The sequence below is a fragment of the Streptomyces sp. NPDC048349 genome (assembly GCF_040651925.1).
Lineage (GTDB): Bacteria > Actinomycetota > Actinomycetes > Streptomycetales > Streptomycetaceae > Streptomyces.
Map to the genome: position 1 here is coordinate 1 of NZ_JBEZLA010000078.1, position 21492 is coordinate 21492.

Below are 21492 nucleotides of genomic sequence, written 5' to 3' on the forward strand. Positions count from 1 at the left end.
CTTCCTGGCTCCCTGCGGCTTCCGGTCCCCCCGGATCTCGAAGTCCATCGCACCCCTTGTGCTGGGGCGTTGCAACGACTCCTAGAACCCAAGCTGAGGGGTGCGGGCCCTTCGCTTGCCCGTGGTGCGGGGCGGGCTCAGACGGCGAGCAGCTTGCGCACGCGGTCCGCGCCGACGGCGAGCAGCAGCGTGGGCAGGCGGGGGCCGGTCTCGCGGGTCACGAGGAGGCGGTACAGCAGGGCGAAGAACGTCCGCTGTGCGATCTTGAGCTCGGGGGTGGGCTTGGCGTCGGGCTCGAGTCCGGCCATGACCTTGGGTACGCCGTAGACCAGGGTGGTCAGCCCGTCCAGGGACCAGTGCGAGTCCAGTCCCTCGAGCAGGAGGCGCAGCGAGGCGCGGCCCTCGTCGTCCAGGGACGACAGCAGCTCCGTGTCGGGCTCCTCGCGTACGAGGGTCCGCTGGTCGGCGGGGACCTGGGTGGTGATCCAGTTCTCCGCGCGGTCCAGGCGGGGCCGTACCTCGTCGAGGGAGGTGAGCGGCTTGTCGGGCTCGAGGTCGCTGAGGATGCGCAGGGTCTGCTCGTCGTGGCCGGCGGTGATGTCGACGACCGAGGCGAGCGTCCGGTAGGGCATCGGGCGCGGGGTGCGGGGCAGCTCGTGGGAGGCGACCCGTACGGCGCGGCTGTGGGCGGCCGCGTCGGCGGGCAGGACGGAGCCGTCGGCGACCTTGGCCTCCAGCTTGTCCCACTCGTCGTAGAGGCGCTGGATCTCCTGGTCGAAGGCGATCTTGAAGGACTGGTTGGGGCGGCGGCGGGCGTACAGCCAGCGCAGCAGCTGGGGCTCCATGATCTTCAGCGCGTCGGCCGGGGTGGGCACGCCGCCCTTGCTGGAGGACATCTTGGCCATGCCGCTGATGCCGACGAACGCGTACATCGGGCCGATCGGCTGTTCGCCGCCGAAGATGTGCACGATCTGGCCGCCGACCTGGAAGGAGGAGCCGGGCGAGGAGTGGTCGACGCCGGAGGGCTCGAAGACGACGCCTTCGAAGGCCCAGCGCATCGGCCAGTCGACCTTCCAGACGAGCTTGCCGCGGTTGAACTCGCTGAGCTTGACCGTTTCGGTGAACTCGTCCTCGGTGCAGACGTAGGTCATCTCGGTGGTCTCGTCGTCGTACGAGGTGACCTTGGTGAAGTCCTTGCCGCATGCGCCGCAGTAGGGCTTGTACGGGAAGTAGCCGGCCTCGCCGGCGCTGCCGTCGTCCTCGGCGGCTGCGCCGGAGCCCTCGGCGGCCTCGAGCTCGGCCTCGTCGACCTGCTTCTGCTGGGGCTTCTTGCCGCCGGGCTTCTGCTTGGTGCGGTACTGGTCGAGCACGGCGTCGATGTCACCGCGGTGCTTCATCGCGTGCAGCACCTGCTCGCGGTAGGCGCCGGAGGTGTACTGCTCGGTCTGGCTGATGGGGTCGTATTCGACGCCCAGTTCGGCCAGTGCCTCGACCATGGCGGCCTTGAAGTGCTCGGCCCAGCTGCCGTACTGCGAGCCGGCGGGGGCGGGGACGGCCGTCAGGGGGCGGCCGATGTACTGGCCGTAGGTCTCCTCGTCCACGCCGGGGATGCCCTTGGGGACCTTGCGGTAGCGGTCGTAGTCGTCCCACGAGATGAGGTGGCGGACCTCGAAGCCGCGGCGGCGGATCTCGTCCGCGACCAGGTGCGGGGTCATGACCTCGCGGAGGTTGCCCAGGTGGATCGGGCCGGAAGGGGAGAGTCCGGACGCGACGACGACAGGTTTGCCGGGTGCTCGGCGCTCCGCCTCGGCGATGACCTCGTCCGCGAAACGGGAGACCCAGTCGGTCTCGGTGCTGCTCTGAGCCACGACACGTCCTTCTACTCGAATGCTGGCTTCGGCCATTCTCCCAGACGGAACGGGCCGCTCCGGGGTTGCTCGTCACCCGGGGTCCTCCCGGGATTCTCCCGAGAAACCGAGGGCACCTCCGTGGGATACTCGGCACTTGTCGGAACAACCAAGTGCACCTCAACAGGAACGGCAGCTCATGGCCTCGGTCCCTTCCCTCGCTTCCTCCGTCAATCAGCGCGTCGCGGACGCCCTCGCCTCCGCCCTGCCGGAGGCCGGTGCCGCCGACCCGCTGCTGCGACGAAGCGACCGGGCGGACTTCCAGGCCAACGGCATCCTGGCGCTCGCGAAGAAGGCGAAGGCCAACCCGCGCGAGCTGGCGGCGACCGTGGTCGAGGGCATCGCGACCGGTGACCTGATCCAGGAGATCGAGGTCTCGGGCCCCGGCTTCCTCAACATCACCATCACCGACAAGGCGATCATCGAGACGCTCGCGGCGCGGGCGCTCGACGACCGCCTCGGCGTGCCGCTCGCGGCGGACCCGGGCACCACGGTGATCGACTACGCGCAGCCGAACGTGGCCAAGGAGATGCACGTCGGGCACCTGCGGTCCGCGGTGATCGGTGCCGCGATGGTGGAGATCCTGGAGTTCACGGGCGAGAAGGTGGTCCGCCGCCACCACATCGGCGACTGGGGCACCCAGTTCGGCATGCTCATCCAGTACCTGCTGGAGCACCCGCACGAGCTGGACCACAAGTCCGAGGAAGAGGTCTCCGGCGAGGAGGCCATGTCCAACCTGAACCGTCTCTACAAGGCCTCGCGCGCGCTCTTCGACTCCGACCAGGAGTTCAAGACGCGCGCCCGGGCCCGGGTGGTGGACCTCCAGGCGGGCGACCCGCAGACCCTGGCGCTGTGGCAGCGGTTCGTGGACGAGTCGAAGATCTACTTCTACTCCGTCTTCAACAAGCTGGACATGGACATCCAGGACCCCGACGTGATCGGTGAGTCCGGCTACAACGACATGCTGGTCGAGACCTGCAAGCTGCTGGAGGAGTCGGGCGTCGCCGTCCGCTCCAACGGCGCGCTGTGCGTGTTCTTCGACGACGTGAAGGGTCCGGACGGCAACCCGACGCCGCTGATCGTGCAGAAGTCGGACGGCGGCTTCGGCTACGCGGCCACCGACCTGTCGGCGATCCGCAACCGTGTCGCCGAGCTGGGCGCGACGACGCTGATCTACGTGGTCGACGCGCGGCAGTCCCTGCACTTCAAGATGGTCTTCGAGACCGCCCGCCGGGCCGGCTGGCTGAACGACGAGGTCAAGGCCGTCCAGCTGGCCTTCGGCACGGTCCTCGGCAAGGACGGCAAGCCGTTCAAGACCCGTGAGGGCGAGACGGTCCGGCTGGTGGACCTGCTGGACGAGGCGATCGACCGTGCGGCGGCCGTCGTGCGGGAGAAGGCGCAGGACCTGTCCGAGGCCGAGATCGGCGAGCGGGCGGTTCAGGTGGGCATCGGCGCGGTGAAGTACGCGGACCTGTCGACCTCTGCCGCCCGGGACTACAAGTTCGACCTGGACCAGATGGTCTCCCTGACGGGTGACACGTCGGTGTACCTCCAGTACGCGTACGCCCGCATCCAGTCCATCCTGCGCAAGGCCGGGGACGCGAAGCCCGCTGCCCACCCGGAGCTGGAGTTGGCCCCGGCCGAGCGTGCGCTGGGCCTGCACCTGGACCACTTCGGCGAACTCATCGCCGAGGCGGCGTCGGAGTACGCGCCGCACAAGCTGGCGGCGTACCTCTACCAGCTGGCCTCGCTCTACACGACGTTCTACTCGGAGTGCCCGGTCCTGAAGGCGGACACCCCGCAGCAGGTCGAGAACCGTCTGTTCCTGTGCGACCTGACGGCCCGCACGCTCACCAAGGGCATGTCGCTCCTCGGCATCCGGACGCCCGAGAAGCTCTGACATCCGGACAACCCGCACGAAACGCCAACGGCCCCGGCAGCTGCTGCCGGGGCCGTTGGCGTTTCGTGATCTTCCAGCGATCAACTTTCCCGTCGGCCCCATTAATCTGAGCATGTTCAAAAGACTTATGGGGGGAAACAAATGAAGAAGATCAAGCGCATGGCCGCCGTGGCCGCGGTGGCCGTGGCCGGACCGACCGTCCTGACCGCCACGCCCGCGCTGGCCGCCGAGCAGCCCGCCGTGATCGTCCCGGACGTGGCGCCGAAGGACGATGCCACCGACGCCGTGACGCCGCCCGCGCCGGAACCCACTCCGACCACGCCCGTCGTGGAAGCGCCCGTCGTGGAAGCGCCCGCGCCGACGCCCGTCGCCGAGAAGCCCTCGGCGCCCGCACCGGCCCCGGCACCCGCGCCCGCCGAGCAGCCCGCGAAGGAGACCAAGCCCGCCGCGGACAAGCAGGACGCCGCCGACGGGATCCTGATGGGCCCCGACGTCACCATCGCGGGCATCCCGAAGAACGGCTTCAAGCCGGGCGGCGGCTGGACCCAGCTGAAGGTGACGGTCGACAACTCGGGCCACACCTGGGTACCCGGACTCCAGCCCCAGCTGTCGATCGGCAAGGCCGAGGGCAAGCTGAAGTCGAGCCACTACAAGATCGAGTACCGCGTCACCCACCAGGACGGCAGCACCTTCTGGACGCCGGCCACGGCGCTCAACACCGACGGCGACGGCTCCAGCATGAGCGGCTACTGGGTCGGCATCGTCGGCCCTCTCGACCGCGGTGCGAGCTACGACATCGACGTGCGCATCAGCTTCACCGCGGACGCCCCGCGCGTCGCCTTCGACATGGCCTCCGACGCCGTGAGCAAGCAGATCGACGGCACTCAGAACTGGGCCCCGACCACCTGGTACGACGCCAAGATCGAAGGCGCCGAGGACGGGGAGGAGTCGCCGATCGTCGAGGGCCCCGCTCTGTCGGTGAACGGCGTTCCGGAGAGCATCACGGCGGGCGGCGGCTGGACCAACCTGTCCGTCCGCGTGGACAACTCCGGCAAGGAGGCCCTGGACACCTTCGCCGTCGGACTGGTCCTGGCCCGCCCCGACTGGACCCCGATCAAGGGCTCGCAGGTCAAGGTCGAGGTCCTGAGCAAGGACAAGGACGGCAACGCCGGCTGGCATGAGGCAGAGGTCCAGGCCGGGGAGGAGAGCGCCTTCCTCGGTGCCGACCTCGCCGCCGGCCCGGTCGCGGCCGGCCAGAGCTTCGACGTCCAGGTCCGCATCCGTCTGACGGCCGATGCGCAGCTCGGCGACCTGCGCATCTCCTCCTGGGGAACGTCCCAGGTCAGCCCGGAGACCCCGGCCCCGTGGGCCCACTCGTGGTCGAAGGCGCGCCTGACGAAGATCGTCGCCGCCGACCCGGCCACCGGTGACAACGGCAACCAGCCGAACCCGAACGGCGGCGCCAAGCCGATCACCGACACCACCACCGGCGGTACCGGCACCGGCGGCGAGCTCGCCGCCACCGGCGCCGACGCGGCCACCACCTGGGCCCTCGGGGGCGCGGGCGTGGCCCTCGCCCTGGGCGCCGCCCTGGTCGCGGGCACCGGCCGCCGCCGTCGCACCACCGCCTGAACCGGGACCGGGCCGTTCACCCGAACGGCCCGGTTCGGTACACCTGCCCCGGGTAGGGGACGGCCCGTCCTTCCCCCATCCGACGGGAGAGCCCCGTGCCCGACATGAACGGCCCCTACAAGTCCGGCGCCCCGTGCTGGATCGACCTGATGGTCCCCGACCAGCAGGCGGCCCTCGACTTCTACTGCGGCCTCTTCGGCTGGACCGGCGAGATCGGCCCGCCCGAGCAGGGCGGTTACTCCGTCTGCACCCTCAAGGGCAAGCCCGTCGCCGGGATCATGAAGGCGATGAACCCGGACGGCAGCATCCCCGACCCGATGCCGCCGGCCGTGTGGACGACGTACCTGTCCACCGACAGCCTCGACTCCACCCTCAAGTCCCTCACCGACGCCCGCGGCCGCATCCTCATGGGCCCGGTGGACGTCATGGACCTCGGCAGGATGGCCGTCGCCACCGACCCGACCGGGGCCGCGTTCGGCCTGTGGGAGCCGGGCAGCTTCGACGGCGCGGGCATCGTCAACGAGCACGGCGCACTGATCTGGAACGAGCTGAGCACCGGCGACACCGATGCGGCCGCCGCGTTCTACTCCGCCATCCTGCCGGTCACCGCCGCCCCGTCCGAGGCGGAAGGCGGCCCGGCGTACACGGAGTTCAAGGTCGCCGGCCGCGCCGTGGCCGGGATGACGGGCCTCGACAACCTCCCGCCCGGCACGCCCCCGAACTGGCTGCCGTACTTCCACGTCGACAGTGTGGACGGCATCCAGAGCGCGGCCGCCGAGGCCGGCGCCAAGGTCCTGATGCCCGCCTTCGACATGGTGGCGGGCCGGATGGCCGTCCTGGCCGACCCGCAGGGAGCCCCGTTCGCGGTGATCACCGCGAAGGCCCCCGAGCAGCCCGCCTGATCCCTCCCGGGGTCAGCGGAACTCGCACCACACGACCTTGCCCGGCGCCCGGGGCAGCACGCCCCAGGCGTCGGCGAGGGCCGCCACGATCGTCAGCCCCCGCCCGGGCGGCCGCTCCGCCATCCGCGACAGCCCCGGCCCGCTGTCGTGCACCTCGACGCGGACGGTCGCGTCCTCGAAGACGAGCAGCCGCAGCCGGTAGCCCCGGCCGGGCGGAACCCCGTGCCGCAGGGCGTTGGTGGCCAATTCGCTCACGCAGAGCAACATGTCGTCCTTGCGGGATGTCACACCCCATACGTCAAGTGTCTCTGCCGCGAACTGCCTGGCAGTGGCCACGGTTTGGTGCGCCCGGTGGTAGAGGCGGTCACGCATCAGGGCGGGTTGAGTATCCACATTCACGGGACGATCGTCGCGCGCAGTGACTAGCGTGTGACTGATCGCCGACCCGTACTCAGTGATGAGTACGGGTCGGCGCGGGGTAATGCAGGAGCACGGGTGGGGAGTTCACCGTCATGCCACCGAGGAAACGAGTACGGCCGAACGCGACGACCATGAAGATGGTCGGCGCGATGGTGGCCGCCGCCCGCATCGCCAAGAACCTGACCCAGAAGCAGCTCGGAGAGCTGGTCCGGCTGGACGCGGAGACCATCGCCTCCATCGAGCAGGGCCGCCGGGCCCTGATGCCGAACGTCGCCGAGCTGATGGATCAGCACCTGGGCCTGCCGGGCGTGCTGACCGTGGCCGCGCACGAGATGCCAGAGGTCGATGTGACCCCGCCGTGGGCGGAGGAATACATGGATCTGGAGAAGGCAGCGATCGCCCTGTCCTGGTTCGACAACCAGGTCGTACCGGGCCTGCTCCAGACCGAGAACTACGCCCGCGCGGTGTTCACGTGCCGCGTTCCGGCCCACCCGGAGGAGGAGATCGAGGCGCTGACCGTCAAGCGCCTCGCTCGGCAGAAGATACTGCGCCGCAGCCATCCGCCCACGCTGAGCTTCGTCGTCTGGGAAGCCGTACTCCGCGACCGGATCGGCGGTGACGAAGTGTACGCGGAGCAGCTTCGCCACCTGTGCAACTGCTCCTACCTCCCGGACGTGAGTCTCCAGGTGATGCCGCTGGGCCTCGCCTCTCAGGCGGCACTCGACGGCCCCTTCACTCTCCTGGAAACCCGGGACCATCAGCACCTCGGCTACGCCGAAAGCCAACGTGGCAGCCAACTCATCTCGGATCCGGATGAGGTCAGCATCCTGGCCCGGAGGTATGCGATGCTGCGGACACAGGCCCTCAACACCGAGCAGACGCGGGGTCTGTTGAACCGCCTGCTAGGAGAGACATGAGTGCCACGACCGCACTGAAGTGGTTCAAGTCCAGCTACAGCGGCAGCGATGGTGGCCAGTGTCTGGAAGTCGGCATGTCCTGGCGGAAGTCCACGCACAGCGGCGGCGACGGCGACGCCTGTGTCGAAATCGCCACCGGCCCCGCCGCTGTCCACGTCCGTGACTCCAAGGTCACGGACGGCCCGGTCCTGACCCTGACCCCCGCCGCCTGGGCCGACCTCACGGCGTGGGCCGGCTCCGCGAGCTGATCAGCTCCGCCAGCCCGTCCAGGATCCGCCCCAGCCCGAACGCGAACTGGAAGTCCGGCTCGCCGGACCCGGCGAACGCGTCGGAATCCAGCAGCCGCGTCACCGACGGGTGCGTGTCCGGGCCGGTCATAAGCCGCAGCGTGCGCAGGTACTGGGCCATCGCCACGTCCGGTGCGACGCCTGACTTCATCATGGCGTCGATCATGTCGGCGGCCATGGTGGCCTCGTTCCGCACGAGCCCGCCGATCAGGATGATCGTCGAGAGCTTCTCGCCCTCGTGCAGGCCGGTGCCGGCCAGCGCGGCGAGCCCGCGTTCCATCCAGGCGAGCTGGTTCGGGCTGACCGGCGCCGCGGTGATCGGGATGCGCAGGATCCAGGTGTTGGCCATCAGGACGGCCCGCTGCGCGTACGCCCACTCCGACAGCAGCTCCCGCCAGCCCGCCCCCTCCCCCCCGGAGGGGTCCGGCGGGGTGCCCACTCCCGCATCCGCCATCAGGATGTAGAGCTCTTCCTTCGCCGTGACGTACCGGTAGAGGGACATCGTCGAGACGCCCAGCTCCTTGGCCACCCGGCCCATGGAGACGGCGTCCATGCCCTCCCCCGCGGCCAGCGCGACCGCCGCGTCCACGATCCGCGCGAGGGTGAGCGTGGGGCGCGGGCCCTTGCCGGGGCGTTCGCGCAGTCCCCAGGCCATTTCCAGGCTCGCCGGGAGCCCGCTTTCGCCCGCCGGTTCCTTCGCCATCACCACCCCCCTCCCTCGTAAGCCGTTGACCCCCATCCTAGTTCTGTGTATTACTTACACAGAAGAGCGTAACCCATACGCAGAAGGGAGCGTGGTCCCATGACCACGTATGACCTCGGCATCCACGCCACCGGCCTGACCAAGTCCTACGGGGACCTGCGCGTCCTCGACGGCATCGACCTGGCGGTCCCCCGCGGCAGCGTCCTGGCGCTCCTCGGCCCCAACGGCGCGGGCAAGACCACCGCCGTCCGCCTCCTCGCCACCCTCAGCCGCCCCGACTCCGGCACCGCCCGCGTAGCCGGGCACGACGTCATCTCCGAGCGTGCGCGGGTCCGCGAACGCATCAGCGTCACCGGGCAGTTCGCGGCCATCGACGACCTGCAGACCGGCGCCGAGATGCTCCGCACGATGGGCCGCCTGTCCGGGCTGTCCGCGCGCGAGTCCCGTACCCGCGCCGACGAACTGCTGGCGCGCTTCGGGCTCGCCGAGGCCGCCGGACGCACCGCGAAGACGTACTCGGGCGGTATGCGCCGGCGCCTCGACCTTGCCGCGGGCCTCGTTTCCCGGCCCGAGGTGATCTTCCTGGACGAGCCGACCACCGGGCTCGACCCGCGCAGCCGCCAGGACCTGTGGGAGCTCGTACGGGAACTGCGCACGGACGGCGCGACCGTCCTGCTCACCACGCAGTACCTGGAGGAGGCCGACCGGCTCGCCGACCGCGTCGCCGTCCTGGCCGACGGGCGGATCGCCGCCGAAGGCACGCCCGCCGCGCTCAAGTCCCGCGTCGCGGGCCACCGCCTCGACCTGACCCTGACCACCCGCGGCGCCTACGAGGCGCTCGCCGGGCGGGCCGTCCACCTCGCCCCGGAGGACCTCACCCTCGGCCTGCCCACCGACGGCAGCGCCGCCCACGTCCGGGCCCTGCTCGACGAACTCGACCCGGACCGCACCGCGGTGGACCGCTTCGCCGTCCGCACCGCCACCCTCGACGACGTGTTCCTCACCCTGACGGGAGCCGCCCCATGAGCACCTCCGCCCTCACCCTGGCCGGACGCAGCCTGCGCATCAGCAGCCGCCGGCCGGACGCGCTGATCACCGCCCTGATGCTCCCGGTCATGCTGATGCTGATCTTCGTCTACTTCTTCGGCGGGGCCATCGACACCGGCACCACGTACGTGACGTACGTGGTCCCGGGAGCCATGCTGCTGTGCGCGGGCTTCGGTGCGGCGGCCACCGCCGTCAGCGTCGCCGAGGACATGAAGAACGGCGTCATCGACCGGTTCCGCTCCCGGGACATCGGCGGCATCCCGATCCTGGCCGGCCACGTGGCGGCCTCGGTCCTGCGCAACCTGGTGTCCACCACCCTGGTCCTGGCCGTCGCCCTCGCCATCGGCTTCCGCCCGCAGGCCTCCGCATCCGCCTTCCTGGCCGCGGCGGCGCTGCTCACGACGTACATCACGGCGATCTCCTGGCTGGCCGCGACGCTCGGGCTGCTCGCCAAGTCCCCCGAGGCGGCGGGCGGTTTCACCTTCCTGATGATGTTCCTGCCCTACCCGTCCAGCGCCTTCGTGCCCATCGACACCATGCCCGGCTGGCTCCACGGCTTCGCCGAACACCAGCCGCTCACCCCGGTGATCGAATCCCTGCGCGCCCTGCTCCTGGACCAGCCCGCGGGCAACGCCCCCTGGCTCGCCCTGATCTGGTGCGCGGCGATCACGGCCCTGTCCCTGACCCTGGCCGCGGTCCTCTTCGAGCGACGGACCCGCTGACGGGCTCCGGAGAGAACCCGTCAGCGGGCCTGAACGCTGCCGCACCGCCCACCTGCCGCACCGCTCACCTGCTCAGCGGTTGAGCGGGTAGGAGTGCCGGCCCGTCGCCTCGTCGATCTCGGAGTGGGCCTTCTGCAGCATCTGCGACGCGAGATCCATGAGCGCGCGAGCACCCGCGATCTCTTCCCCGACCCTCAGCTGCTCCGGGTCGGAGGGGTGGCGCAAGGCATAGCCCCGCGCCCTGATCTCGGAGCCGTCCCCGAGTCTGACCAGGGCCGCCGCACTGGTGCGGTGGCCCTCCTCGGTGAATTCGAGCTCCACATGCCACCCGACGAGCGTGGACATGGTGCATCACCTCCACGGGGTCACCCTTCCCTCCAGGGTGCGCCCGCCGGGGCCGGAGCGCGAGCGCTCAGCGAGCGGCGCGCAGCCAGCCCGCGACCTCCGTCGCCCAGTACGTCAGGATCGTGTCCGCGCCCGCCCGCTTGATGCCGAGCAGGGTTTCCAGGATGGCCCGGTCGCGCTCGATCCAGCCCTTCTCCGCGGCCGCCTCGATCATCGCGAACTCGCCGCTGATCTGGTACGCCGCCACCGGGACGTCCACCGACTGCGCCACCCGGTACAGGACGTCCAGGTAGGGCCCGGCCGGCTTGACCATGACCATGTCGGCGCCCTCCTCCAGGTCCAGAGCCAGCTCGCGCAGCGACTCCCGCGCGTTCGCCGGGTCCTGCTGGTAGGTCTTGCGGTCGCCCTGGAGGGAGGAGGCGACGGCCTCGCGGAAGGGGCCGTAGAAGGCGGAGGAGTACTTCGCCGTGTACGCCAGGATGGAGACGTCCTCGTGCCCGGTCTCGTCCAGCGCGTCGCGGATGACGCCGACCTGCCCGTCCATCATCCCGCTCGGGCCCACCACGTGGACGCCCGCGTCGGCCTGGACCTGCGCCATCTCGGCGTACCGCTCCAGCGTCGCGTCGTTGTCGACCCGGCCGTGCTCGTCCAGGACGCCGCAGTGCCCGTGGTCGGTGTACTCGTCCAGGCACAGGTCCGACATGATCACCAGGTCGTCTCCGACCTCGGCCTTCACGTCGCGGATCGCGACCTGGAGGATCCCGTCCGGCTCGGTGCCGGCCGTGCCCAGGGCGTCCTTGTTCTCGTCCGCCGGAACACCGAACAGCATGATCCCCGCGACCCCGGCCTCGACCGCCTCCACCGCGGCCTTGCGCAGCGTGTCGCGCGTGTGCTGGACCACGCCCGGCATCGCCGAGATCGCCAGGGGCTCGCTGATGCCCTCCCGCACGAACGCAGGAAGGATCAGGTCCGAGGGGTGCAGCCGGTTCTCGGCGACCATCCGCCGCATCGCCGGGGTGGTGCGCAGCCGCCGGGGCCGCGAGCCGGGGAAGGATCCGTACGCGCTCATTCGTCAGTCGCCTCTTCGAGCATCGAGAACAGTCGGGAACAAGCGTAGGCCCGGACGCTCGGCGCCCGGGCCCACCCCACTGACATCAGGTCACGTCAGGTCACGTCGTACGACGCCGACGCGCCCCCGGCCTGCGCTCGCTCGGCCGGAACACCGTCTCGCCGGCCTCCTTGGCCGCCTCGCGGCGCGCCGCACCGTACTCGGCCAGCGCCTCCGCCAGCTTCGACACCGACGGCTCCGGCGACAGCACGTCCACGCGCAGCCCGTGCTCCTCCGCCGTCTTGGCCGTCGCCGGCCCGATACAGGCGATCACGGTCACGTTGTGCGGCTTCCCGGCGATGCCCACCAGGTTGCGGACGGTGCTCGAGGAGGTGAACAGCACGGCGTCGAAGCCGCCGCCCTTGATCGCCTCACGCGTGTCCGCCGGCGGCGGGGAGGCCCGCACGGTCCGGTAGGCGGTGACGTCGTCGACCTCCCACCCGAGCTCGATCAGCCCGGCGACCAGGGTCTCGGTCGCGATGTCGGCCCGCGGCAGGAACACGCGGTCGATCGGGTCGAAGACCGGGTCGTAGGGCGGCCAGTCCTCCAGCAGCCCGGCCGCGGACTGCTCCCCGCTCGGCACCAGGTCCGGCTTCACACCGAACTCCACGAGCGCGGCCGCGGTCTGCTCGCCCACCGCGGCGACCTTGATCCCCGCGAAGGCCCGCGCGTCGAGCCCGTACTCCTCGAACTTCTCGCGCACCGCCTTCACGGCGTTGACCGAGGTGAAGGCGATCCACTCGTAGCGGCCCGTCACCAGGCCCTTCACGGCCCGCTCCATCTGCTGCGGGGTCCGCGGCGGCTCCACGGCGATCGTCGGCACCTCGTGGGGCACCGCGCCGTACGAACGCAGCTGGTCGGAGAGCGAGGCGGCCTGCTCCTTGGTGCGCGGTACGAGCACCCGCCAGCCGAACAGCGGCTTCGACTCGAACCAGGCCAGCTCCTCGCGCCGCGCGGCGGCGCTGTGCTCCCCGACCACGGCTATGACCGGCCGGGCGCCCTCGGGCGAGGGGAGCACCTTGCCCTGCTTGAACACCTGGGCGATCGTGCCCAGCGTCGCGGACCAGGTCCGCTGGCGCGTGGTCGTACCGGCGACGGTCACCGTCAGCGGGGTGTCGGGCTTGCGCCCGGCGCCCACCAGCTCGGCGGCGGCACTCGAGACGGTCTCCAGCGTCGCGGAGACGACGAGGATGCCGTCGCTCGCCCCGACCTCGCTCCAGCAGCGCGCCGACGCGTTCTTCGCGTCCACGAACCGCACGTCCGCACCCTGCTTGTCGCTGAGCGGCACACCGGCGTACGCGGGCACGCCGACGGCGGTCGCGACGCCCGGCACCACCTCGAAGGGGATCCCTGCGGTGGCGCAGACGAGCATCTCCTCGGCCGCGTTGCCGTCGAGACCGGGGTCGCCGGTGACGGCACGCACGACCCGCCTGCCGGACCGTGCGGCCTCCATGACAAGATTGGCGGCGTCGCGGATCACCGGGACCCCGGCGGCCGCTGACACTTCGTCAGCGATCGTCAGCTGCGGCGTGTCGACACCCGCGCGCGCATGCGTCCGTACGACGTCGAGCACCTCGGGCTCCGCGATCAGTACGTCCGCGGCGGCGAGGGCCTCGACGGCGCGCAGCGTCAGCAGACCCGGGTCGCCGGGGCCGGCACCGAGGAAGGTGACGTGTCCGTGGGCAGCGAGTGCCGGGAAAGCGGAGGTGGTCGGACTTGAGGGGTTCAAAGCGATCGCTCCCCCATCAGACCGGCCGCGCCCTTGGCCAGCATCTCGTCCGCGAGTTCGCGGCCGAGAGACATGGCCTCGTCGTACGACTGGGGCACGGGACCGGTGGTGGACAGCTGCACCAGCGTCGAGCCGTCGAGGGTTCCGACGACGCCGCGCAGGCGCATTTCATTGACAGTCTGTCCGTCGGCCAGCAGGTCGGCGAACGCGCCCACGGGTGCGCTGCAGCCGGCCTCGAGGGCGGCGAGCAGGGAACGCTCGGCGGTCACGGCGGCCCGGGTGTGCGGGTCGTCGAGCTCGCCGAGCGCGGCGATGAGGTCCGAATCGGACGCGAGGCATTCCACGGCCAGGGCACCCTGGCCGGGAGCGGGCAGGACGTGGTCGACCGACAGCAGGTCGGTGGCCTCGTCACTGCGCCCGATCCGGTTCAGGCCGGCGGCGGCGAGCACGACGGCGTCGAGCTCCCCGGCCCGTACGAACCCGATGCGGGTGTCGACGTTCCCGCGGATCGGCACGGTCTCGATCCGCTTGCCGAGCGAGCGGGCGTAGTGGTTCAGCTGGGCCGTCCGCCGCGGCGAACCGGTACCGATCCGGGCGCCGTCGGGCAGCTGCTCGAAGGTCAGACCGTCGCGGGCGACGAGCGCGTCCCGCGCGTCCTCGCGGCGCGGCATGGCCGCGATCACGAGGTCGTCGGGCTGCGCGGTCGGCAGGTCCTTCAGCGAGTGCACGGCGAAGTCGACCTCGCGGCGCAGCAGCGCGTCGCGCAGGGCGGTGACGAACACACCGGTCCCGCCGATCTGCGCGAGGTGCTCGCGCGACACGTCGCCGTACGTCGTGATCTCCACGAGCTCGACGGGCCGGCCGGTGATCGCCCGTACCGCCTCGGCGACGTGCCCCGACTGGGACATGGCCAGCTTGCTCCGCCGCGTACCGAGCCGCAGCGGCTGGTCGGGACGTGTGTTCATGATGCCCGTCCTGGGTCGTCGTCGTTGATCGGATCGGCCGCGTCTGCCCGGCTGACGGAAGCCACCGTCTGAGGGTCGAGGTCGAAGAGTTCGCGCAGCGCCTCGGCGTACCCGGCGCCGCCGGGCTCGCTCGCGAGCTGCTTCACGCGCACGGTCGGCGCGTGCAGGAGCTTGTCGACGACGCGGCGCACGGTCTGGGTGACCTCGGCGCGCTGCCGTTCGTCGAGATCGGGCAGCCGCCCGTCGAGGCGTGCCACTTCCATGGCCACGACCTCGGCCGCCATGGCCCGCAGGGCGACGACGGTGGGCGTGATGTGCGCGGCCCGCTGGGCCGCGCCGAAGGCCGCCACTTCCCCGGTGACGATGGTCCGCACCGCGTCGACGTCGGCGGCCATCGGGGCGTCCGCGGACGCCTCGGCAAGGCTCTCGATGTCGACCAGCCGCACGCCGGGGATCCGGTGCACCGCGGCGTCGATGTCCCGGGGCATGGCCAGGTCCAGCAGCGCCAGGCGGGCGCTCGGCCCGTCGGCGTGCGTACGGGTGCCGCGCCGGGGCTGCCGCTGAGCGGCGGCCTCGCCCTGGTCGGCCCAGGTCCCGTGCAGTTCCAGCGAGTTGGCGTCGACCCCGGTCAGGGCGGCCCGCCCGTCGGGCCCGACGGGACACCCGTCGGCCTCCACGGGCGCGGCAATGGTCCGCGCGGCCCCGGCATCGGCGAGCCGGCCTCCGGCCCGGGCGGCGGCAACGAGCTTGGCCACGACGGCAGCGTCCAGCCCCGCCGGCGTGTGCGGCGCGGAGTCCGGGGCGGAGCCCCGGTCTTCCAGCCCCTCGGCGGCAGCCACATCTGCAGCAGCAGCCGGAACCAGCCCTGCCGGCGTGTGAGGCGCGGGGTCCGGGTCGGAGCCCCGGGACACGGCGGCGAGCACGTCATCGGCGGTCAGCACGAGCCCGGTCGCACCGGTGCAGGACACCACGACGTCGACTCGTGTCAGCTCATCGGCGACACCCGCCATCGAGATGGCCCGCGCAGCGACCCCGGTGCCCGAGGCAACCAGAATCTCCACCAGCCGCTCCGCCCGCTCGCCGGTCCGGTTCGCGACCACGATCTCGGCGACACCGACCCGTGCCAGCGTGGCCGCGGCCAGCGAGGACATGGACCCGGCGCCGATGACCAGCGCCCGCTTCCCGGCGGCCCACTCGCCCACCGGCACGCGCGCACCGGCGAGCTGCTCGAGACCGAAGGTGACCAGCGACTGGCCGGCGCGGTCGATCCCGGTCTCCGAGTGCGCCCGCTTGCCGACCCGCAGCGCCTGCTGGAACAGGTCGTTGATCAGCCGCCCGGCGGTGTGCAGCTCCTGCCCCAGCGCCAGGGCGTCCTTGATCTGGCCGAGGATCTGCCCCTCGCCCACGACCATCGAGTCCAGCCCGCACGCCACCGAGAACAGGTGGTGCACCGCCCGGTCCTCGTAGTGCACGTACAGGTACGGAGTGAGCTCCTCCAGAGCCACCCCGCTGTGCTGCGCCAGCAGCGTGGACAGCTCGGCGACACCGGCGTGGAACTTGTCCACGTCGGCGTACAGCTCGATCCGGTTGCAGGTGGCGAGCACCGCCGCCTCCGTCGCCGGCTCGGCGGCGAGGGTGTCGTGCAGCAGCTTGACCTTGGCGTCCGCGGCCAGCGAGGCACGCTCCAGCACGCTCACGGGTGCGCTGCGGTGGCTCAGTCCTACGACGAGCAGACTCATGCCGGCATCACCGCCGGCACGTCACCCTCGGGACCGCCCTTGCGCGCCTCGGCGGCGGCCCGCCCGGCCGGCGGCACGACGGCCGCGGCGGGGGCCGCGCCGCCCATGGAGGAGCTGGTCTCGGCGGCCGCGGCGGCGGCTTCCTCGCCGGCCTTGCGCTGCTCGTGGAACGCGAGGATCTGGAGCTCGATCGAGAGGTCGACCTTGCGCACGTCCACGCCGTCGGGCACGGACAGGACGGTCGGGGCGAAGTTCAGGATGGAGGTGACACCGGCGGCGATCAGCCGCTCGCTGACCTGCTGGGCGGCGCCGGCCGGCGTCGCGATGACACCGATCGAGACGCCGTTCTCCTCGATGATCTTCTCCAGCTCATCGGTGTGCTGCACGGGGATCCCGGCCACCGGCTTGCCGGCCATCGCCGGGTCGGCGTCGATCAGCGCCGCGACGCGGAAGCCGCGCGAGGCGAAGCCGCCGTAGTTGGCGAGGGCGGCGCCCAGGTTGCCGATGCCGACGATGACGACCGGCCAGTCCTGGGTCAGCCCGAGCTCGCGGGAGATCTGGTAGACGAGGTACTCCACGTCGTAGCCGACGCCGCGGGTGCCGTAGGAGCCCAGGTAGGAGAAGTCCTTGCGCAGCTTCGCGGAGTTGACTCCGGCGGCGGCCGCGAGCTCCTCGGAGGACACCGTGGGCACCGATCGCTCGGAGAGCGCGGTGAGGGCACGCAAGTACAGCGGAAGCCGGGCGACAGTGGCCTCGGGAATACCTCGGCTGCGGGTCGCCGGTCGGTGAGTTCGGCCAGTTGCCACGATGCTCCTGCGGGATGAGCGGGGCTGCAGGCGGCCACTTGTCCCAAGGCCGCCCCGTCGACAGCAGGCTATGCCTTTGTGAACGCGTGCACAAAGATTGTGTCCAATTTGTCCGACCAAAGTGACCGGGGTCACGCAACCTCGGGGCGCAGGAGCGGAACCAACGGCACGCCGAACCCGTTCAAATCCCAAAGGGGGCAAAACCGTACACACTCCTCACAGATACGCCCCCAGACCCCACAAATCGCCCATGATGGTAACCGGGATGCGGGTCAGCCCTCCAACACCCGCCGCAGCCGTTCCGGGTTCACCCTCCAGAAGGTGTGCTGTTCGCCGTCCACCAGCACCACCGGGATCTGCTCCCAGTACAACCGGTAGAGCTCCTCGTCCTGCGAGATGTCCTTCTTCTCCCACTGTGCACCGGTCTGCGCGCACACCTTCTCGATGACCTCCTGTGCGTCATCGCACAGATGGCACCCCGGCTTCCCGACGAGCGTCACCATCCGCTCGGCGGGACGCTTCTTTTCCTTGCGTCGCAACAAAGGGCTCATGGCCCCATTCTCCCGAAGTGTTAACGCCTCCGTTTCCCACCGGTTCGAGAACTCCCGAACACAGTGGCTATGCTCGCCGCATGGCCGCTCTCGGATGGCTCACCCCCCGTAGACGCTCCGCAAGCGCGCGGAGCGTGCTGGCAGGCGAGGCCTCGGCCGAGGCCGCCCGGAAGACCGCGCTGGCCGGAGCCCCCCACCCCGCGGAAGTCGACCTCGACACCGATCTCGAGGCCCTCCTGGCGGAAGGGGAGGAGCCGGAGTTCCCCGTCGCGGGCGACGACCTGGCCGCCGCCTTCTTCGACCTCGACAACACCGTCATGCAGGGCGCCGCGATCTTCCACTTCGGCCGCGGCCTCTACAAGCGCGAGTTCTTCCGCCGCCGCGAGCTCGCCCGCTTCGCCTGGCAGCAGGCCTGGTTCCGGCTCGCCGGAGTCGAGGACCCCGACCACATGCAGGACGCCCGCGACAGCGCCCTGTCCATCGTCAAGGGCCACAAGGTCTCCGAGCTGATGGCCATCGGCGAGGAGATCTACGACGAGTACATGGCCGAGCGGATCTGGCCGGGCACCCGCGCCCTGGCCCAGGCCCACCTCGACGCCGGCCAGAAGGTGTGGCTGGTGACCGCCGCCCCCGTGGAGACGGCCACGATCATCGCCCGCCGGCTCGGCCTGACCGGCGCGCTGGGCACCGTCGCCGAGTCCGTCGACGGGATCTACACCGGCCGCCTGGTCGGCGAACCGCTGCACGGCCCCGCCAAGGCGGAGGCGGTGCGCGCGCTGGCCGCCGCCGAGGGCCTGGACCTCGAACGCTGCGCCGCGTACAGCGATTCGCACAACGACATCCCGATGCTGTCGCTGGTGGGGCATCCCTACGCGATCAATCCCGACACAAAACTGCGCAAGCATGCCCGCACCCATGACTGGCGGCTGCGCGACTATCGGACCGGTCGCAAGGCCGTGAAGGTCGGCGTCCCCGCGGCCGCCGGAGTCGGCGCGATCGCGGGCGGCGCGGCCGCCGCCATCGCCCTGCACCGCCGCCGCAAGTAGCGGAGCTCCGGCCGCCGTCCGGGCCGCAAGCCGCCCCTGTCCGGGGCCCGCACCGGGGCCGGCCTCCGAGCCCGCGCCGCTCCGGCCCCTTCCCCGCTCGGCCCGCCGGCCGACCGGGCATTCCCCCAGGCCTACCCCCGGACGGGGCACGGCACTCCGGCATGCCCGACTCGGTCGCGAGCTCCCATGGAAGCGTCCATTCCGCGCACCCAAGTGATCACCAAACGATCACCAACTGCGACTGAATATGCCCTCGACACGCAACGGAAGTGTCGGAACCGGTGATTTGTGCAACTGGGTGTAGCGCTGCCTGTACGAAGCGTTATTCTCCTCAAACGCATGCCACCGGCCATCTGTCGCCACGACGGGTGAACGGTCCCGCACTGCACGTGATGGAAGCTCTGCCTCTGGGAGTCCCGTGTACCCACCTGTCGGGGTTGACGCCTCGGGCCTGGCTACGCTGCGCGCAACGGTCCTCGACCACCTGCGCGGCTTCGTCCCCACCGCGTACGCCGTCCCCGCCTTCGCCGCCGCGGTCCCTGCCGGCTTCGGCCCGGCCGGTCCTTGCTATGCCCTGACCGACGGCGGAGCGACGGTGGGCAGACGAGGACGCGCGGCCGGGGGCTCGAACAGCGCCGCCGGCACGAGCACCCAGGCCGCCCCCCGCCGCCCCACCGCGGACAGCGACCAGGCCCGCATGATGGACCTGGTCGAACGCGCGCAGGCCGGCGAGGCCGAGGCCTTCGGCCGCCTCTACGACCAGTACAGCGACACGGTCTACCGCTACATCTACTACCGCGTCGGCGGCAAGGCGACGGCGGAGGATCTCACCAGCGAGACCTTCCTGCGCGCGCTGCGCCGCATCTCCACCTTCACCTGGCAGGGCCGCGACTTCGGCGCCTGGCTCGTGACGATCGCCCGCAACCTGGTGGCCGACCACTTCAAGTCCAGCCGCTTCCGGCTGGAGGTGACCACCGGCGAGATGCTCGACGCCAACGAGGTCGAGCGCAGCCCCGAGGACTCCGTCCTGGAGTCCCTCTCCAACGCGGCCCTGCTGGAGGCCGTACGGAAACTCAATCCGCAGCAGCAGGAGTGCGTGACCCTGCGCTTCCTGCAAGGCCTCTCGGTCGCCGAGACGGCCCGGGTCATGGGGAAGAACGAGGGAGCCATCAAGACGCTCCAGTACCGGGCGGTCCGCACGCTGGCCCGCCTGCTCCCGGACGACGCCCGCTGACCCCCTCCACACATCAACACAAACTCACATACATCCGGTGACCCCTCGATGACGCTGTGGTCCGATCATCCTTCGTCCGTAACCCAAGTGCCGCGACGCTCGTTGTGCGGAATGCAGACCCCCTGTGGACACGCCCTGCCCGAAGCCGCTCACCCGAAAGTGTGGATGTGCTCAAGGAAGGCAACCTTCCGGACACGCTGGGGAGTCGATCGTCATGACGAGAGGAGGTGCCGCCAGTGATCGCGAACGTGACTCCGCACCGGCGGGCGAACGCCTTCGCCCAGGCCCTGGAGGATCGGACCCCGTCCGACCTTTCGGAACCGGACCCGGCGGCCGAGCAGTCCGAGGCACCTGCCGAACCTGCCGACCACGACCGGCTGTTGGCCCTGGCGAGCGTGCTCGGCGAACGAATGCCGCGCCCAGTGCTGGACCCAGACGTCAAAGTGGTGCAGCGAGCCCAGCTCGTTGCCGCCATGGAGGCCATGGTGCTGGAGGAGAGGGCCGGGGGCGGTGCCGCCCCGGACCCTCTGGTGCCCGAACAGCGGACCGGCCGCGGTGCCCACCGGGCGACCTCGCTCCGGAAATTGCGGCCCCGCTCCCGCTGGTCCAAGGGCATCGCAGCAGGCGGTCTCACCGTAGGTGTGGCCGCGGGGGCCTTCAGCGGAGTGGCCGCTGCCAGTTCCGACGCCCTGCCCGGTGACCACCTCTACCCCGTGAAGCGGGGCATGGAGGACCTGAAGCTGGGGATGGCCGACGACGATTCGGACCGGGGCGAGCTCTATCTCGACCAGGCCTCGAACCGCCTGTCGGAAGCCCGCAGGCTGATGGAGCGCGGCCGGGGCGGAAACGTACTGGACCACGAGGTCCTGGGCGAGATCCGCCGGGCCCTGGCGGGCGTGAAGCACGACGCGGGAGAAGGCCACCGCCTCCTCCAGGCGGCCTACGAACGCAACGGCGAGCTCGGCCCGATCCAGGCGCTGTCCTCGTTCTCCCGCTCCCACCGCGACGTGTGGGGCAAGCTGCGCGACAAGCTCCCCGCACAGCTCACGGACGTGGGCGGCGAGGTGGAATCGGTCTTCCAGGCCATAGACGAAGACGTGGCGCCGCTCCAGAGCCTGCTCCCCAAGCCCCCCGAGCAGAACCGCGGCACCGGCTCCCCCGGCGCCCCGGCCAAGCCCGGAACCCCGAGCGGCAAGCAGCAGTCCGCACCGGCCGCCGGCACCCCGTCGGGCAGCCCGGCGCCGCCGTCCCCCTCGGGCAGCAGCAGCCGGCCCCCGACCCCGGGCGGCCTCCTGGGCGGCACGGGCGACCTGCTCAACCCGCCCGCGGGCCAGTCGGCCCCGCCCTCCCCGGGCGCTCCCGACCAGCCCAAGCCCGACATCACCCTCCCGCCGCTCCTCCCGGGCATCCTCCCGGGCCTGGGCATCAACGCGGAGGACGCGGACTAGGACGCGAAGACGCCGGCGGGCTGCCACAGCCCGCCGGCGTTTTCCGCTGCGCTCAACAAGCCGCCCCACACACCCAGGTGCTCA

Annotated in this window: 20 protein-coding genes; 10 read left to right on the top strand and 10 right to left on the bottom strand. The window is 71.1% G+C overall.

Annotation, left to right across the window (positions count from 1 at the left end):
- Positions 1–137: 137 nt before the first annotated feature.
- Complete coding sequence (lysS, locus tag AB0D44_RS30340; protein ID WP_362596801.1) at positions 138–1868, bottom strand: lysine--tRNA ligase; 1731 nt, start codon at positions 1866–1868, stop codon at positions 138–140.
- A 178-nt stretch (positions 1869–2046) separates the two neighbouring features.
- Between lysS and argS the strand changes: the two genes are divergently transcribed.
- From argS to AB0D44_RS30355, 3 genes are all read left to right on the top strand, one after another.
- Positions 2047–3807 carry an arginine--tRNA ligase gene (gene argS / locus AB0D44_RS30345; protein ID WP_362596804.1) on the top strand — a complete coding sequence of 587 codons (1761 nt, stop codon included), beginning with the start codon at positions 2047–2049 and terminating at the stop codon, positions 3805–3807.
- 141 nt (positions 3808–3948) lie between these two features.
- Positions 3949–5439 carry a hypothetical protein gene (locus AB0D44_RS30350; RefSeq protein ID WP_362596807.1) on the top strand — a complete coding sequence of 497 codons (1491 nt, stop codon included), beginning with the start codon at positions 3949–3951 and terminating at the stop codon, positions 5437–5439.
- 104 nt (positions 5440–5543) lie between these two features.
- Positions 5544–6341, top strand: a complete 798-nt coding sequence (locus AB0D44_RS30355) for a VOC family protein (RefSeq protein WP_362596865.1) — start codon at positions 5544–5546, stop codon at positions 6339–6341.
- Positions 6342–6353: 12 nt separating this feature from the next.
- On the opposite strand, the gene AB0D44_RS30360 is transcribed toward AB0D44_RS30355, so the two are convergent.
- The gene (locus AB0D44_RS30360; protein WP_362596809.1) at positions 6354–6713 is read right to left on the bottom strand and encodes an ATP-binding protein; all 360 of its coding nucleotides are present in this window, start codon (positions 6711–6713) and stop codon (positions 6354–6356) included.
- Positions 6714–6892: 179 nt separating this feature from the next.
- Here AB0D44_RS30360 and AB0D44_RS30365 point away from each other — a divergent pair, with 179 nt between their 5' ends.
- Together AB0D44_RS30365 and AB0D44_RS30370 are read left to right on the top strand one after the other, a co-directional pair.
- Positions 6893–7678 carry a helix-turn-helix transcriptional regulator gene (locus AB0D44_RS30365; protein WP_362596811.1) on the top strand — a complete coding sequence of 262 codons (786 nt, stop codon included), beginning with the start codon at positions 6893–6895 and terminating at the stop codon, positions 7676–7678.
- On the top strand, positions 7675–7926 hold the full coding sequence (locus AB0D44_RS30370; protein WP_362596813.1) for a DUF397 domain-containing protein: 252 nt from the start codon (positions 7675–7677) through the stop codon (positions 7924–7926). The genes AB0D44_RS30365 and AB0D44_RS30370 overlap by 4 nt, the downstream gene beginning before the upstream one ends.
- On the opposite strand, the gene AB0D44_RS30375 is transcribed toward AB0D44_RS30370, so the two are convergent.
- The gene (locus AB0D44_RS30375) at positions 7898–8668 is read right to left on the bottom strand and encodes a TetR/AcrR family transcriptional regulator (RefSeq protein WP_362596816.1); all 771 of its coding nucleotides are present in this window, start codon (positions 8666–8668) and stop codon (positions 7898–7900) included. The genes AB0D44_RS30370 and AB0D44_RS30375 overlap by 29 nt on opposite strands.
- Before the next feature lie 99 nt (positions 8669–8767).
- Here AB0D44_RS30375 and AB0D44_RS30380 point away from each other — a divergent pair, with 99 nt between their 5' ends.
- Together AB0D44_RS30380 and AB0D44_RS30385 are read left to right on the top strand one after the other, a co-directional pair.
- Positions 8768–9694, top strand: coding sequence for an ATP-binding cassette domain-containing protein (locus tag AB0D44_RS30380; RefSeq protein WP_362596819.1), 927 nt, complete (start codon positions 8768–8770; stop codon positions 9692–9694).
- Positions 9691–10437, top strand: coding sequence for an ABC transporter permease (locus tag AB0D44_RS30385; protein WP_362596822.1), 747 nt, complete (start codon positions 9691–9693; stop codon positions 10435–10437). The genes AB0D44_RS30380 and AB0D44_RS30385 overlap by 4 nt, the downstream gene beginning before the upstream one ends.
- A 72-nt stretch (positions 10438–10509) precedes the next feature.
- On the opposite strand, the gene AB0D44_RS30390 is transcribed toward AB0D44_RS30385, so the two are convergent.
- The 7 genes from AB0D44_RS30390 to AB0D44_RS30420 form a co-directional block, all read right to left on the bottom strand.
- Positions 10510–10782 (bottom strand): DUF1876 domain-containing protein, encoded by a 273-nt coding sequence (locus AB0D44_RS30390; RefSeq protein ID WP_362596825.1) that lies wholly within the window; start codon positions 10780–10782, stop codon positions 10510–10512.
- Positions 10783–10849: 67 nt separating this feature from the next.
- Complete coding sequence (hemB, locus tag AB0D44_RS30395; protein WP_362596827.1) at positions 10850–11851, bottom strand: porphobilinogen synthase; 1002 nt, start codon at positions 11849–11851, stop codon at positions 10850–10852.
- Between the two features lie 100 nt (positions 11852–11951).
- On the bottom strand, positions 11952–13619 hold the full coding sequence (locus AB0D44_RS30400; RefSeq protein ID WP_361752531.1) for a bifunctional uroporphyrinogen-III C-methyltransferase/uroporphyrinogen-III synthase: 1668 nt from the start codon (positions 13617–13619) through the stop codon (positions 11952–11954).
- Entirely contained in the window at positions 13616–14584 is a 969-nt protein-coding gene (gene hemC / locus AB0D44_RS30405) for a hydroxymethylbilane synthase (RefSeq protein WP_362596830.1), read from the bottom strand. The genes AB0D44_RS30400 and hemC overlap by 4 nt, the downstream gene beginning before the upstream one ends.
- Positions 14581–16323 (bottom strand): glutamyl-tRNA reductase, encoded by a 1743-nt coding sequence (locus AB0D44_RS30410; protein WP_362596832.1) that lies wholly within the window; start codon positions 16321–16323, stop codon positions 14581–14583. The genes hemC and AB0D44_RS30410 overlap by 4 nt, the downstream gene beginning before the upstream one ends.
- Positions 16320–17129, bottom strand: coding sequence for a redox-sensing transcriptional repressor Rex (locus AB0D44_RS30415; RefSeq protein WP_362596835.1), 810 nt, complete (start codon positions 17127–17129; stop codon positions 16320–16322). The genes AB0D44_RS30410 and AB0D44_RS30415 overlap by 4 nt, the downstream gene beginning before the upstream one ends.
- Before the next feature lie 272 nt (positions 17130–17401).
- The gene (locus AB0D44_RS30420) at positions 17402–17680 is read right to left on the bottom strand and encodes a glutaredoxin family protein (protein WP_362596838.1); all 279 of its coding nucleotides are present in this window, start codon (positions 17678–17680) and stop codon (positions 17402–17404) included.
- Between the two features lie 80 nt (positions 17681–17760).
- Between AB0D44_RS30420 and AB0D44_RS30425 the strand changes: the two genes are divergently transcribed.
- The 3 genes from AB0D44_RS30425 to AB0D44_RS30435 all read left to right on the top strand — a co-directional run bounded on the left by AB0D44_RS30425 (position 17761) and on the right by AB0D44_RS30435 (position 21408).
- Entirely contained in the window at positions 17761–18726 is a 966-nt protein-coding gene (locus tag AB0D44_RS30425; RefSeq protein ID WP_362596840.1) for an HAD-IB family hydrolase, read from the top strand.
- Between the two features lie 418 nt (positions 18727–19144).
- Entirely contained in the window at positions 19145–19960 is an 816-nt protein-coding gene (locus tag AB0D44_RS30430) for an ECF subfamily RNA polymerase sigma factor, BldN family (RefSeq protein WP_362596843.1), read from the top strand.
- 236 nt (positions 19961–20196) lie between these two features.
- Positions 20197–21408 carry a DUF5667 domain-containing protein gene (locus tag AB0D44_RS30435; protein WP_362596845.1) on the top strand — a complete coding sequence of 404 codons (1212 nt, stop codon included), beginning with the start codon at positions 20197–20199 and terminating at the stop codon, positions 21406–21408.
- Positions 21409–21492: the final 84 nt, after the last annotated feature.